The organism is Denitraticella aggregata (assembly GCF_048158365.1).
Classification (GTDB): domain Bacteria; phylum Pseudomonadota; class Gammaproteobacteria; order Burkholderiales; family Rhodocyclaceae; genus Azoarcus_F.
In genome coordinates, this window is the sequence record NZ_JBLLNL010000001.1 from 437708 (window position 1) to 451225 (window position 13518).

Annotated in this window: 16 protein-coding genes and 1 other RNA gene; 7 read left to right on the forward strand and 10 right to left on the reverse strand. The window is 64.9% G+C overall.

The genetic code is table 11. From position 1 onward, the window contains the following. The first annotated feature begins 91 nt into the window (after positions 1-91). Both ACKVEX_RS02090 and ACKVEX_RS02095 read left to right on the forward strand, forming a co-directional pair. On the forward strand, positions 92-1027 hold the full coding sequence (locus tag ACKVEX_RS02090; RefSeq protein WP_473214022.1) for a carbohydrate kinase family protein: 936 nt from the start codon (positions 92-94) through the stop codon (positions 1025-1027). Beyond that, a complete protein-coding gene (locus ACKVEX_RS02095; protein ID WP_473214023.1) occupies positions 1027-1494 on the forward strand; it encodes an outer membrane lipoprotein in 468 nt (155 codons plus the stop codon). The genes ACKVEX_RS02090 and ACKVEX_RS02095 overlap by 1 nt, the downstream gene beginning before the upstream one ends. A gap of 9 nt (positions 1495-1503) precedes the next feature. On the opposite strand, the gene ACKVEX_RS02100 is transcribed toward ACKVEX_RS02095, so the two are convergent. From ACKVEX_RS02100 to ACKVEX_RS02130, 7 genes are all read right to left on the reverse strand, one after another. Further along, positions 1504-2859, reverse strand: coding sequence for a DUF3426 domain-containing protein (locus ACKVEX_RS02100; RefSeq protein ID WP_473214024.1), 1356 nt, complete (start codon positions 2857-2859; stop codon positions 1504-1506). Beyond that, positions 2856-3761 (reverse strand): 50S ribosomal protein L11 methyltransferase, encoded by a 906-nt coding sequence (gene prmA / locus ACKVEX_RS02105; RefSeq protein WP_473214025.1) that lies wholly within the window; start codon positions 3759-3761, stop codon positions 2856-2858. The genes ACKVEX_RS02100 and prmA overlap by 4 nt, the downstream gene beginning before the upstream one ends. A 15-nt stretch (positions 3762-3776) precedes the next feature. After that, the gene (accC, locus tag ACKVEX_RS02110) at positions 3777-5138 is read right to left on the reverse strand and encodes an acetyl-CoA carboxylase biotin carboxylase subunit (RefSeq protein ID WP_473214026.1); all 1362 of its coding nucleotides are present in this window, start codon (positions 5136-5138) and stop codon (positions 3777-3779) included. Positions 5139-5145: 7 nt separating this feature from the next. After that, positions 5146-5604, reverse strand: coding sequence for an acetyl-CoA carboxylase biotin carboxyl carrier protein (gene accB / locus ACKVEX_RS02115; RefSeq protein ID WP_473214027.1), 459 nt, complete (start codon positions 5602-5604; stop codon positions 5146-5148). Positions 5605-5651: 47 nt separating this feature from the next. Further along, on the reverse strand, positions 5652-6143 hold the full coding sequence (gene aroQ, locus ACKVEX_RS02120; RefSeq protein WP_473214028.1) for a type II 3-dehydroquinate dehydratase: 492 nt from the start codon (positions 6141-6143) through the stop codon (positions 5652-5654). Positions 6144-6240: 97 nt separating this feature from the next. Beyond that, positions 6241-6789, reverse strand: a complete 549-nt coding sequence (locus ACKVEX_RS02125) for a TlpA family protein disulfide reductase (protein ID WP_473214029.1) — start codon at positions 6787-6789, stop codon at positions 6241-6243. After that, complete coding sequence (locus ACKVEX_RS02130; protein WP_473214030.1) at positions 6786-7388, reverse strand: hypothetical protein; 603 nt, start codon at positions 7386-7388, stop codon at positions 6786-6788. The genes ACKVEX_RS02125 and ACKVEX_RS02130 overlap by 4 nt, the downstream gene beginning before the upstream one ends. Positions 7389-7448: 60 nt before the next feature. On the opposite strand from ACKVEX_RS02130, the gene mpl reads away from it, so the two are divergent. Then, on the forward strand, positions 7449-8801 hold the full coding sequence (mpl, locus tag ACKVEX_RS02135) for a UDP-N-acetylmuramate:L-alanyl-gamma-D-glutamyl-meso-diaminopimelate ligase (RefSeq protein ID WP_473214031.1): 1353 nt from the start codon (positions 7449-7451) through the stop codon (positions 8799-8801). A gap of 27 nt (positions 8802-8828) precedes the next feature. Here the strand turns inward: mpl and ACKVEX_RS02140 are convergent, their stop codons facing one another. The 3 genes from ACKVEX_RS02140 to ACKVEX_RS02150 are packed head-to-tail and all read right to left on the reverse strand — an operon-like array spanning position 8829 to position 10551. Next, positions 8829-9491, reverse strand: a complete 663-nt coding sequence (locus tag ACKVEX_RS02140) for a BON domain-containing protein (protein ID WP_473214032.1) — start codon at positions 9489-9491, stop codon at positions 8829-8831. Beyond that, positions 9488-10081: a phosphoheptose isomerase gene (locus ACKVEX_RS02145; RefSeq protein WP_473214033.1), complete on the reverse strand. Its 594-nt coding sequence runs from the start codon at positions 10079-10081 to the stop codon at positions 9488-9490. The genes ACKVEX_RS02140 and ACKVEX_RS02145 overlap by 4 nt, the downstream gene beginning before the upstream one ends. Positions 10082-10137: 56 nt before the next feature. Continuing rightward, positions 10138-10551 (reverse strand): YraN family protein, encoded by a 414-nt coding sequence (locus tag ACKVEX_RS02150; protein WP_473214034.1) that lies wholly within the window; start codon positions 10549-10551, stop codon positions 10138-10140. Here ACKVEX_RS02150 and rsmI point away from each other — a divergent pair. From rsmI to rnpB, 4 genes are all read left to right on the forward strand, one after another. After that, positions 10550-11410 carry a 16S rRNA (cytidine(1402)-2'-O)-methyltransferase gene (rsmI, locus tag ACKVEX_RS02155; RefSeq protein ID WP_473214035.1) on the forward strand — a complete coding sequence of 287 codons (861 nt, stop codon included), beginning with the start codon at positions 10550-10552 and terminating at the stop codon, positions 11408-11410. The two genes, ACKVEX_RS02150 and rsmI, sit on opposite strands and share 2 nt — an antisense overlap. A 41-nt stretch (positions 11411-11451) precedes the next feature. Then, positions 11452-12486, forward strand: coding sequence for a dihydroorotase (gene pyrC, locus ACKVEX_RS02160; RefSeq protein WP_473214036.1), 1035 nt, complete (start codon positions 11452-11454; stop codon positions 12484-12486). Positions 12487-12496: 10 nt separating this feature from the next. Then, complete coding sequence (locus tag ACKVEX_RS02165; protein ID WP_473214037.1) at positions 12497-12928, forward strand: hypothetical protein; 432 nt, start codon at positions 12497-12499, stop codon at positions 12926-12928. Positions 12929-12938: 10 nt separating this feature from the next. Then, positions 12939-13368: RNase P RNA component class A (rnpB, locus tag ACKVEX_RS02170), an RNA gene on the forward strand. Positions 13369-13518: the final 150 nt, after the last annotated feature.

The window sequence follows — 13518 nt, forward strand, 5'->3', positions numbered from 1 at the left end:
TCAGCCGTTTCAGTGCCGTGACATCGGGATTACGGTCCGGTGACCGATCGGCCGGCCGTATAATCCGGGCTTTCTTTACCGGGGAGCGCGCATGTCCATTCTCGTCTGCGGTTCGGTTGCCTATGACACGATCATGGTTTTTCATGACCGCTTCAAGAACCACATCCTGCCCGAACAGATTCACATCCTGAACGTGGCCTTCATGGTGCCGGACATGCGCAGGGAGTTCGGCGGCTGCGCCGGCAACATCGCCTACAACCTCAAGCTGCTCGGCGCGGACCCGCTGATCATGGCCACCGTCGGGCAGGACGCCCAGCCTTACCTGGATCGACTGGACGCGCTGGGCCTGCGTCGTGATCACGTGCGCCAGGTCTCCGACAGCTTCACCGCGCAGGCCTTCATCACCACCGACCTCGACGACAATCAGATCACCGCCTTCCACCCGGGTGCGATGAACTACTCCCACCACAACCGCGTGGGTGATGCCACTGGAGTCCGTCTCGGCATCGTGTCCCCGGATGGGCGCGACGGCATGCTGGCGCATTGCGAGCAGTTCGCGGCCGGCGGCATTCCCTTCGTATTCGATCCGGGTCAGGGTCTACCGATGTTCAGTGGCGACGAACTGATGGCCTGTCTGAACCTGGCGCGATACTGCACTGTCAATGATTACGAGGCCAGAATGCTTTGCGAGAAGACCGGGCGCACGCTGGCGGAGTTGGCCGAACGGGTCGAGGCGCTCATCGTGACGATGGGCGCAGAGGGTTCCCATATTCATGCCGGTGGTCGCCGTATCGAGATTCCGTGCGTGCCTGCGGAGTCACTCCAAGATCCGACCGGGTGCGGTGACGCCTATCGCGCCGGACTGTTGTACGGCATCGCAAATGCTTACGATTGGCAGCGGACCGGTCGGTTGGCCTCTTTGATGGGCGCGCTGAAGATCGCAAGCCGTGGCGGGCAGAATCATCGTCCCGACCGCGATACGATCGCGCAGCGTTTCGAACAGTTTTTTGGTGAGGTATTGTGGTGATGATTCGTGGACTCAAAAGTGTGCTCGTGCTGACGGCGGCGGTCGGCGCGCTCGGGTTGGGCGGATGTGCGTCCGGACTGGGGGGCGACACGTACTCTCGCGCCGAAGCCCGAAGGGTCATAGACGTTCAGTACGGCACGGTCGAAGCAGTGCGTTACGTGCAGATCGAAGGCACGAAGACGCCGATTGGACCGGCAGCGGGCGCGGCGGTCGGCGGCATCGCCGGTAGCGGCATGGGCGGAGGCAGTGGTCGGTACGTCACCAGCGTACTCGGTGCGGTGGTGGGCGGTGTCGCAGGTGCCGCGGTCGAGGAGGGCGCCACGCGCCGTCGTGGTGTCGAGGTGACAGTCAGGATGCCGACCGGGCGGCTCATCGCCGTGGTTCAGGAAGACGGTGGCGAGGGCTTCAGGCCGGGTGAGCGGGTGCGTGTGCTCGGTGACGGTGCGACGACCCGAGTGACCCGCTGATCGCGGGGTTCACGGGAAGAACGCGTAGACCCGGTAACCGGTCGCGTCGACGACCCCGGACGTGCCGAAGGGCAGCCGCACGACGATCTCTTTGCTGGCGCCGAAACCATTCTCCGGCCTGTCGGTGCCTACCCATTCGTCCGGTGCGAGCACCCGGCGAACGACCGGGCGGTCCCGCGCGTCGGTCAGTGTGATTTCGAGATGTGGATAGGCCTGCGGGTGGGCCGCCTGGTTCAGCACCCGCGCATTCAGGACCATCCGGGACGGATCGGCCGGGTCGGATTCGAGATCCGAGCTCGTGATCCGGATCGCGCTCGCGACCTGGGGCAAGGGCACGTCGCAGCCGAGCTGGGCGCACACACGGAGGTAGAGCGGGCGCAACTCGGGCCAGCTTCGGGTGATTTCCATGCGGAAGAGATAGGCGGCCTGCGCCGCCAGCGTGCCCATCAGAATGCCCACCAGCAGACCCGTCATCCAGCGTGCCACGCCGCTCGCTTTCGGCTTTGTGTAAGGGCTGAAGTCGCGGTCAGGGCGGTCTATCTTCACATGAGCTGCTGCACGCGGATGGTGCCGGACCGGTGGCGGCTGGTAATCCGGGGCGCCCGCTCCGTCGTCCACGCCGGCATGGTTGGCGGCCTGTGCCTGTCGCGCGGAGGTGTCCGTCGTCGCGGCTTTGGCGTCGACGTCGTGTTCCGGCGTGTCCTCGACCCCCACGTCGGACCACGCGTCACCCCGATCGAACCCTGCACCACTGGCCTCAGGCTCGGGTGTATCGCCCCGCGACGGCGGTAGACCGACCCCGAGGTCTGCTCGCGCCCGGGCGGGAGATCCATCGGAGCGCAGTGCTTCAGGAGGTGCGTGCTCGGGATTGTCCGCATCATCGTCGGATGCGGCGCTGTACCGCTTCCGCGGCGAATACGGGGCGGGAAACTCGAAGTCGAGTCCTTCCCCCAGTGGTTCGAAGACCGGTCGAGGCTGAGCGGCTCGAGCGTCTGCACGCCAGGCATCGTCCGCACGCACTGGCTCGTACTCCAGCGCGTCGTCGCTGAGATCGTGGACCGACAGGTCATTCCGGTCTGTAGTGTCCCCGCCGGGCGAGTCTGGTGTCCCCGAATCGATGGACGCTTCTTCGTTCGCACGGTCGAGAGCGCGCACCAGCAGGGGATCGTCAGACGTGGACGTCTGCACGTCTGCCCGCAGCGGTATCGCGTCGCCAGCGGCTGAGACCGTGGCCTCGATCACGTGCTCGAGCGCATTGAAAGGCGCGAAACACTGTCCGCATCGCACCATGCCGCCATGCGCCTGCAGTTGTTCCGATCGCGCGCGGAACACTGTCTGGCAGGCCGGACAGCGGGCGATCATCATGGTCCGGAGGGGGCCGGATCGCACCGGCCCTGGAGCCGAACCCAGCCCTCATGTTCGGCGCCCACGTGTAGTGTGACATATCCGGAATAGGCTTCGATCACCTGGTCCGCCTGGGCTGCGAGCACGCCGGACAGCGCGATCCGTCCTGTCGGCGCGATCCGCGCCGACAGGACCGGTGCGAGCACACACAAGGGGTTGGTCAGGATGTTCGCGACCACGACATCGAAGCGCGTCTCGACGGGTGTGCGGGTGTGCTGCAGTCGCATCCGCACATTGTTGCGCTCGACGTTGTAATGTGCGGCCTCGATCGCCTTGTCGTCGATGTCCACGCCGAGTACATCGTCGGCACCCAGTTTGGCTGCCGCGATACCCAGTATCCCGGAACCGCAGCCGTAGTCGAGCACCGACATGCCGGGCCGAACCGTGTCGCACAGCCATTCGAGGCACAGGCGGGTGGTCGGGTGCGAACCTGTCCCGAAGGCCATGCCCGGATCGAGTTCGATGTTGATTGCGTCCGGATCGGGCGCCTGATGCCAGGACGGCACGATCCACAGCCTTTCGGTGATCCGGATCGGGTCGAACTGACTCTGTGTGAGCTGGACCCAGTTCTGCTCGGGCACCTCGGCCAGCGAGAACGGCGGTACGGCGGCGAAGCCGCACTGTGCGGCAGCCTGGGTCAGCGCCGTCGTGAGGTCGGCGTCGGCGTCGAACAGCGCGACGACACGACTGTGATCCCACAGACCGGCCGGATGATGACCGGGCTCACCGAACTGCGGTCTCTCGGCATCGGTGCCTGCATCGGCGTCCTCGATGGACACGGACAGGGCGCCCGTGTCCATCAGTGCGTCTGACAGGGCCTCTGCCTTGTCGGCCTCTGCCTGGAGAGTGACCGAGATCCACATGCGTCCGCTCCGGGTTCAGTCCTGCTTGAGCTCGTTGCGATCGGACAGCTTGTGCTCGAGATAGTGGATGCTGGTTCCGCCCTCGAGGAAGCGGCTGTCGAGCATCAATTCCTGATGCAGCGGCACGTTGGTCTTGATGCCGTCGATCGCCATCTCGGACAACGCGATCCGCATGCGCCTGATCGCCTGATCGCGCGTGTCGCCATAGGCGATCAGCTTTCCGATCATCGAATCGTAATAGGGCGGGACGGTGTAGCCGTTATAGACATGCGAATCGACCCGGATGCCCGGGCCTCCCGGCATGTGCCAGTTCGTGATCCGGCCGGGGCAGGGGGTGAATTTGAAGGGGTCCTCGGCATTGATCCGGCACTCGACTGCGTGGCCGCGAAAACTGACGTCGCGCTGCTTGAACCAGAGCTTCTCGCCGGCCGCGATCCTGATCTGCGCCTGTACGATGTCCACACCGGTGATCAGTTCGGTCACCGGATGCTCGACCTGGACCCGGGTGTTCATCTCGATGAAATAGAATTCGTCGTTCTCGAACAGGAACTCGAAGGTCCCGGCGCCGCGGTAGCCGATGGTCCGGCAGGCCTGGGCGCAGCGTTCGCCGACTTTTTCGATCTGCTTGCGATCGATGCCGGGCGCGGGCGCTTCTTCGATGACCTTCTGATGACGGCGCTGCATCGAGCAGTCGCGTTCGCCCAGATGCACGGCGTTGCCGTACTGGTCCGCGAGCACCTGGATCTCCACGTGCCGGGGATTCTCCAGGTACTTCTCCATGTAGACGGTCGCATTGCCGAAAGCGGACTGCGCCTCCGATTGCGTCATCGCGACCGCATTGTGCAGGGCGGCCTCGGTGTGGACCACGCGCATGCCGCGGCCCCCACCCCCGCCTGCGGCCTTGATGATGACCGGGTATCCGATTGTGCGTGCGATGCGCACGATCTCCTTGGGGTCGCTCGGCAAAGCGCCGTCGGATCCGGGCACGCATGGCACGCCTGCGGCCTTCATCGCGTCCTTGGCGCTGACCTTGTCACCCATCAGCCGGATGGTTTCAGGCCGTGGGCCGATGAACACGAAGCCTGACTGCTCGACGCGCTCGGCGAAGTCCGCGTTCTCGGACAGGAAACCGTAGCCGGGGTGGATCGCCTCCGAATCCGTCACCTCGGCCGCAGAGATGATGGCGGGCACGTTCAGATAGCTCAGCGTGGACGAGGCCGGACCGATGCAGACCGACTCGTCGGCGAGTTTCACGTACTTGGCTTCGATGTCCGCCTCGGAGTGGACCGCCACGGTGCGAATGCCCAGCTCGCGGCAGGCCCGCAGGACCCGTAACGCGATCTCGCCGCGATTGGCAATGAGGATTTTTTCGAACATGGGCGCTTCAGCCGACGACGAAGAGCGGTTGACCGTACTCGACCGGCTGTCCGTTCTCCACCAGGACCGCCTTGATCGTGCCATCGACATCGGATTCGATCTCGTTCATCAGCTTCATCGCTTCGATCAGACACAGCCGTTCGCCCGCCGTGACCTTCTGACCGACGTCGACGAAGGGCTGAGCGCCGGGCGAGGCTGCGCGATAAAAGGTACCGACCATCGGTGATTTGACCACGTGTCCATCCGGCAGGGCGTCGACCGACGTTGCTGCCGCAGCGACCGGGTTGCTCTCCGACAGGGTGCCGGCCTCGACCGGAGCGGAATGGGGGGGCAGCTGATAGTGCATGGCCGAAGCCGGTGGATATTTGGCGATGCGGACTTTCTCCTCACCTTCGGTCACCTCGAGTTCGGAGATGCCCGACTCCTGGACGAGGTCGATCAGTTTCTTGAGCTTGCGCAAATCCATGATTCTCTCCGGAAAGGGCGCGCCGAGCCGGCGGCCCCGGGTGGTTTTCAGTTCTCGCGAAGTCGCGTGAGTGCGAACTCGAGTGCGGCCATGTAGCCGTAGGCGCCGAGTCCGCAGATGACGCCAGTCGCCCGATCCGAGAAATAGGAGTGGTGACGGAACGGCTCGCGCGCGTGGATGTTGGACAGATGCACTTCGACGTACGGGATGCTCACCGCCGCGAGCGCGTCGCGCAAGGCAACGCTGGTGTGTGTGTATCCGGCCGGATTGATGATGATGAAGCCCACGCCCTCGGACGCGGCGGCCTGGACGCGATCGATCAACTGGCCTTCGTGATTGCTCTGGAAGGACTCGACCTGGATGCCGTCCGCACGCGCGCGCGCCTCCATCGCGTCGTGAACGTCGGCGAGGGTCGTATGACCGTAGATCTCAGGTTCGCGCGTCCCGAGCAGATTCAGGTTCGGTCCGTGCAGAACGAGAATCCGCGCTTGCGGGGGCGGCTGCGTGGTCGAGGATTTCTTGTTTTTTGAGCGCGTCATGTCTGCAAGTTTGCCGCAAATGGGCGCATTTTGTCCAGAGGCGCAGCAATGCCGCAGCCTGCCGGCAGCGTTCAGTCACGCATGCGTGCGACTCGAATCAACTGCCGAGCAGGGCCTGAATCTTTTCGATCAGGTCGGCTTCGCTCAGCGTGCCGAGCACCACTTCGTTGATGCTGCCGCTGCGGTCGAGAATGACGGTGAAGGGCAACGCGCGCGCACTGTTACCGATGTCGGCGGCCAGACTCAGCGTCTGCGTCGATCCGATCAGCAGTGGATACGGGACTTCGAAGCGCTCCGCGAAATCGCGGACGTTGTCCGCGGTGTCGATGCTGATCCCGACGAACTGGACCGGCGCATCCGCGTAACGTCGACTGACCGACGCAAACTCCGGGATCTCCTTGATGCACGGCGGGCACCATGTCGCCCAGAAATTGACGACCAGCACCTTGCCGCGCCATTGCGCCAGGCCCTGGTCCGTGCCGTCCAGGTCGGGCAACGTGATCCCGAGAATCTTCTGTTCGGCTCCGGCGGGAAAGCTCTGTGTCGCGCTTGCACCGGTTCGCATGCTCATGCTGGTGAAATATCCGGCCACCGCGGTGGCCGCGGCGACCACCAGGATCATCAGGATTCGAAGGGCGCGTTTCATTCGGTCAGGTTCTCGCTTCTGTCGAGCAGTGCCTCGACCGCGGCGCGTCGGGCGCGGTCGCCGCCTCGTCGGCCGTTGCGTTCGGCACGGCCCTCGTAGATCGACAAACGAATCGGCACGTCCCCCCAGTCGAAACTCAGAACCGCTTCGGGCGCCTGCGGTGCCGGCCGCCGGGGCTCCCGATGCTCGTAATGCAGGTCCTGGTTGAGGAAGAATATCTCGACCTCCTTTGCGCTTTCCGGGTAGAGCTCGATGTCCACTTCCGAGTAGCGCCCCGCGGTGCCGTCCAGCACGCCGCCGGTCAGGTAAGGCCGGAATTCCTCGAGCAGGTGCATCACTTCGACCGCTGCGACACGCATTTCCTGCACGCGCTCGGCCTGCTCGTCATCCTGATAGAGGGACTGCCAGGCACGCAGTTCCGCTTCGATCTCGGCGTTGTTGGGCAGCGCTTCGGACAGGGACACGCCGAGTTGCCGCGCGGCCTTGCGTTTCGCGAAGCCGAAGTCGCTGATGCCGTCCTCGGCCATCATGCGTGCCGCGAGCGCGGCGATCTCACGCCTCAGGGTGCCGGCTCGGCCTGCATGGGCTCGGGAGGTCATGGTCGTGTGCCGATGTAGAATGGCATCCATTTTACACGCTGTGGACCGCCTGGAGTCTCGATGCACATTCACCTTCTCGGAATCTGTGGAACCTTCATGGGAGGGATCGCGCTGCTGGCGCGCGCTGCCGGGCACACCGTCACCGGCTGCGATGCGAACGTCTACCCGCCGATGAGTACCCAGCTCCGCGAGCAGGGGATCGCGCTGATCGAGGGCTTCGATCCTGCTCAGCTCGATCTGGCGCCCGATCTGTTCGTCATCGGTAACGCGATCTCGCGCGGGAACCCGCTGCTCGAGGCGGTGCTGGATCAGGGGCTGCCCTATACGTCCGGTCCGCAGTGGCTGGCCGAGAACGTGCTGCAGGGTCGATGGGTGCTCGCGGTGGCGGGGACCCATGGCAAGACCACGACGACTTCGATGCTGGCCTGGATGCTCGAACATGCGGGGCTGAATCCCGGGTTCCTGGTCGGCGGCGTGCCGGGTAACTTCGGCCTGTCGGCCCGCTTGACCGACTCGCCATTCTTCGTCATCGAGGCCGACGAATACGACACCGCGTTCTGCGACAAACGTTCCAAGTTCGTTCATTACCGGCCGCGCACCGTGATCCTGAACAATCTCGAGTTCGACCATGCGGACATCTTCGCCGACCTCGCCGCGATCGAGACCCAGTTCCATCACCTGCTGCGGACCGTGCCACGCACCGGGCGCATCGTCGCCAATGCCGAATCGGAAGCCTTGCGGCGCGTGCTGGACAGGGGATGCTGGTCGGAAATCGAATGGTTCAACGATGTGTCGGAGTGGTTCGTGGCGTCGGGTGACGACGCGTCGAGCACCCGTTTCGATCTGGCCGGGTCGACGCTTGGTAGCGCGACGATGGCCCTGCCCGGACGTCACAACCATGCCAATGCGCTCGCGGCCATTGCGGCCGCGCGCCATGTCGGCATTCCGCCATCGGTCGCGATTGCCGCCCTGGCTGGCTTCTCGGGGATTCGTCGCAGGATGGAAGTTCGCGGCCGTATCGGCGATGTGACCGTAATCGATGATTTCGCACATCATCCGACCGCGGTCGAACTCACGCTGCAGGGGCTGCGACGCAGCCGCCCCGAGGGTCGGATCGCCGCGGTGCTGGAACCCCGCTCGAACACGATGAAATTGGGCGTGATGAAGGACCGCTTGCCGCACAGCCTCGCGCTGGCGGACCAGACGTTCTGCTACGCGAACGGGCTGGGCTGGGATGTCGCCGGCGCACTTGCGCCGCTGGGTGCGCGGGCGCGCGTATACCACGACCTAGCCGAGCTGGTTTCGGACGTGGTGGCCTGGGCGCGCCCGGGCGACCACGTGCTGGTCATGAGCAATGGCGGATTCGGCGGCGTACACGAAAAGCTGCTCGCCGCACTGGCGACGCGGACCTGAAACATGCGCCGGATCGCGCGACCCGGATCAGTTCCCGGAACTTGCCGGTTGCGCGCTCAGCTGCGCCGCCTCGGCATCCGAGATGTACTCGAAAACCCGTACCACCTTCTGCACGCCACTGGTGGTGCGCGCCACCTCGGTGGCCGCGTCCGCCTCGCGTCGCGTCACGATGCCCATCAGGAAAACCGTGCCCGTCTCGGTCACGACCTTGACGTGATTGGCCGAGAAGCTCGAATCGTCCACGAAGCGTGCCTTGACGCGAGACGTGATCAATGCGTCGTTGCTGCGAGAGGTCATCGAGCTCAAGCCCGCGACTTCCACCTCGTTGACCACGCCGCGGACGTTGTCGATGCCTGCCGCGATACGCCCTGCTTCGGCCCGGGTCGCTTCATCCGGAACCTGCCCGGTCAGCAGCACGTTGCGGTTGTACGACGTCACGCTGACGTTGATCATGTTGCCGAAGCGACTGCTCAGCTGGGACCGCGTCTTCCACTCGATTGCCTCGTCCTCGAGATAGGCTCCCGAGGTACGGCGGTCGCCCATGACCGCGGCAGCACCGACCGCCGCACCGGTCACCGCGACCGGGACACAGCCCTGTATGGCGGGCAATACGGCCAGAGCTGCAGCCGCCAGCATCAGGCGCCGGCGCGCGATCGAAAGTGGACGGGTGGGGGGATTGGGATTGGTCATTCTTCGACTCCGAGTAACAAACAGTCTATGCCGTCGCACAGGCAGTGCAGCGTGACCAGATGCACTTCCTGGATGCGCGCGGTCCGATCTGCAGGTACGCAGATGTGGATGTCACTGTCTTGCAGGCGGTCGGTGATGGTGCCGCCACCTCTGCCGGTGAGAGCGACGACCCGCATGTCGCGCTCATGGGCGGCTTCGATCGCGGCGATGACGTTGGGTGAATTGCCGCTGGTCGAGATCGCGAGCAGCACGTCCCCGGCCTGACCTAGCGCGCGGACCTGCTTGGAGAAGACCTCGACGAAGTCATAGTCGTTCGCGATCGAGGTCAGCGTGGAGGAGTCGGTGGTCAACGCGATCGCCGCAAGCGGCGGGCGCTCCATTTCGAAGCGGTTGACCAGTTCGGCGGCGAAATGCTGCGCGTCGGCGGCCGAACCGCCGTTGCCGCAGGCGAGGATCTTGCCGTTGCCGAGCAGACAGGTGGTCATGACTTCGACCGCACCGGCGATCGGCGCCGCGAGCAGATCGCGCGCATCGAGTTTGCTGCGGGCGCTGTCGTCAAACTGGCGGGTGATGCGTTGAATCAGGTCCATGCGTGCTGTCTCGGGAACCGGGTTGTAGAGGCGCAAAGTCTAGCACGCACAGTCGTTCAGTCGAGTTCGAAGGCATGCCGGATCCAGTCCGGCTTCTCGACATCGGGGCCGTCGAAGAGCAGCGCGTCGAAGCGGCACGCGCGATTCGCATGTCGTCGCCCCGCCCCGTTCAGCCACCAGCGTGCGGCCAGGATGATGCGTTGGCGCTTGGCCATCGTGATGCTTTCGGCCGCGCCACCGAAACGCGCGCTGGCGCGCCGCCGCACCTCGACGAACACCAGCACGTCGCGATCGAGACAGATCAGGTCGATCTCGCCGCCGCGACAGCGCACGTTCTGCGCCAGCCGCCGCAGGCCGCGTGCCGACAGGAATTCGCATGCCCGGGCTTCCGCGGCGTCACCGCGCACTTGCGCCGCGGTGCGCGCGGGACCGACAATCGGACCGTTTCCATGCTGATCGGCGCGTTTCATGTCCCAGGACTCCTCTCCGCTCTCCAGTACACCGTCATTGTATGTGGTGGCGACGCCGCTCGGTAACCTCAAGGACATCAGCTTGCGCGCGCGCGAGGTGCTGGCGTTCGTGGATGTGATCGCCGCCGAGGATACCCGCCACAGCCAGCGCCTGCTCGATGCCTACGGCATCGGGACCCGCATGATCGCCATGCATGAACACAACGAGCAGACCGTTGCGGCCCACTTGATACGCATCCTTGAGGAGGGGCGTCATGTCGCGCTGATCTCCGATGCGGGTACGCCGGGCATCTCCGACCCGGGTGCGCGTGCGGTGGCGCGGGTGCGAATGGCGGGACTGCCGGTGGTTCCGGTCCCGGGCGCCTGTGCGGCGGTCGCGGCCCTGTCGGTCGCCGGCTTCACCGACAGCGGATTTCATTTCGGTGGTTTCCTGCCGGTCAAGTCGGCGGCCCGACGGGCTGCTATTGCGCTTTACCGGGACCTGTCGGTGCCGCTGATCCTGTATGAGTCGCCGCACCGTATCAGCGAGTGTCTGGCGGATCTCGCCGCCGAACTGGAGCCGCAGCGTGAACTGGTGATCGCGCGCGAACTGACCAAGCTCTTCGAGCAGATCGTGCGGCTTCCCATCGGCGACGCGTGTGCGTGGCTCGCACAGGATCCGAATCGCGCGCGGGGCGAGTTCGTGCTGATCGTCGCGCGCGCGCCGCAGGCCGAAGGTATCGACGCGGGCGCGGAAAGGATCTTGCGTCTGCTGCTGGCAGAGATGCCGCTGAAGCGTGCCGCCCGACTGGCGGCCGAGATCAGCGGCCGGCCCAAGAATGCGCTGTATGCGCGCGCACTCGAGCTCAAGGGCGACTGAAGCACGCCTATAATCAAGTTCCGATCGGATTCCGTTGGCACATGCACACCATCAGCCTCATTCGACCCGACGACTGGCACCTTCACGTGCGCGACGACGCTGCGCTGGCCGCAGTCGTGCCGCACACCGCGCGGCGTTTCGGACGCGCGATCATCATGCCGAACCTGCGCCCGCCGGTGACGACGACCGAGCAGGCGCTTGCCTATCGTCGGCGCATCCTGGCTGCGGTGCCGCCCGGCACGCGCTTCGAGCCGCTGATGACGCTCTATCTCACCGACAACATGTCGCCCGACGAGATCGACCGGGCTGCCGACAGCGGGGCGGTCCTTGCCGCGAAGCTTTATCCGGCGGGCGCCACCACCAACTCGGACGCGGGCGTGACCGGGATCGAAAAGATTTATCCAGTGCTTGAGCGCATGCAGTCGCGCGGCATGGTGTTGTGCGTTCATGGCGAAGTGACCCATCCGGACGTGGATGTGTTCGATCGCGAGCAGGTGTTCATCGAGCAGGTGCTCGCACCGCTGGCTCAGCGTTTTCCGGAACTGCGCATCGTGTTCGAGCACATCACCACCGAGGCGGCGGTGCGCTTCGTCGAGCACAGCGGTGCGAACGTGGCGGCCACCGTCACCGCCCATCATCTGCTGCTCAATCGCAACGCGATCTTCGCGGGTGGCATCCGTCCGCATCACTATTGCCTGCCGGTGCTCAAACGCGAGACGCACCGCCGGGCGCTGGTGGCCGCGGTCACGTCGGGAGATCCCAAGTTCTTTCTCGGGACCGATTCGGCGCCCCATTCGCGTGGCGCAAAGGAGAACGCGTGCGGATGTGCGGGCTGCTATACAGCTCATGTCGGCATAGAGCTTTATGCCGAGGTGTTCGATCGTGCGGAAGCGCTCGACAGGCTGGAGTCGTTCGCCAGCCTGAATGGGCCCGCCTTCTATCGCCTGCCGCCGAACCCGGACAGGATCACGCTCGAAAAGTCGTCCTGGACCGTGCCCGCCGAATACGCGTACCTGCCGGACGACCCGCTGGTGCCGCTGGGTGCCGGCGAGGCCGTGGCATGGCGCCTGGTCTGAGGCAATGACCATGAGACTGACCGGTCTGCCGCGCGTGGCAGGGGTGCTGATGCTGCTGCCGCTGCTCGCGGCGTGCGAGAACAGCGCGACCGCCTTCATGATCGATACCAGTCAGCACGCGCTGACACTGGTCCGTGAGCAGCCCTTTTTCTGGACGTCGACGGTCGACCAGTCCGTGGTCGTTTCCCGTCTGCCGCACTGTCAGCGCAAGGTGGGCATCCATCCCGACCCGACCGAACTGACCGAAATGCAGGTGTTCGAGGCGGGAGATCTGCTGTGGGCGCTGCGTCAGGGCAACCGCTGGTATCTGGCCAGCACGGAGCGCTGCATGGTGCAGGACTGGGACAATCCGTCCGGCCAGCCACCTGGCGCCCTGGTCGGCAGTTTCCGCCTGCGCGACGGCGGCCCGGTATTCGTGCGGGCCGAGCTAGCCGGCGTATAATTCGCAACTGGAAGTTCGCCAGGCAATCGCTGCGCACCATGTCGTGCGTGGAGGAAAGTCCGGGCCCCTTAGAGCAGGATGCCGGCTAACGGCCGGGCGCCGTGAGGCGACGGAAAGTGCAACAGAGAGCAGACCGCCGATGGACTGGGTGACCAGGATCAGGCAAGGGTGAAACGGTGCGGTGTCCCGCGTGAGCGGGGCACCGGTCGATGTGAAAGCATCGATGGGTAAGAGCCCACCGCAGGACTGGCAACAGGACTGGCACGGCAAACCCCATCCGGGGCAAGGCCAAATAGGGGAGCACTGGCGTGGCTCGCGTCGCTCCCGGGTAGGCTGCTTGAGCGTCATGGCGACATGGCGCCCAGAGGAATGATTGCCCGGCACGCGTGACGTCCGTCACGCGTGCTCGACAGAACCCGGCTTATCGGCGAACTTCCAATCTACCGCCCTGCATCCCCGCAGCGCGTCGGTTCAGCGCGTTTCCCCCACCTTTTCCCACACATGCGAATGACGATCGGCCGTTTCACGCCCGACATCATGAAGATTCGCTATCTGCATTGATTTTTCAGCGTTTATCAGTCTTTTTCGGT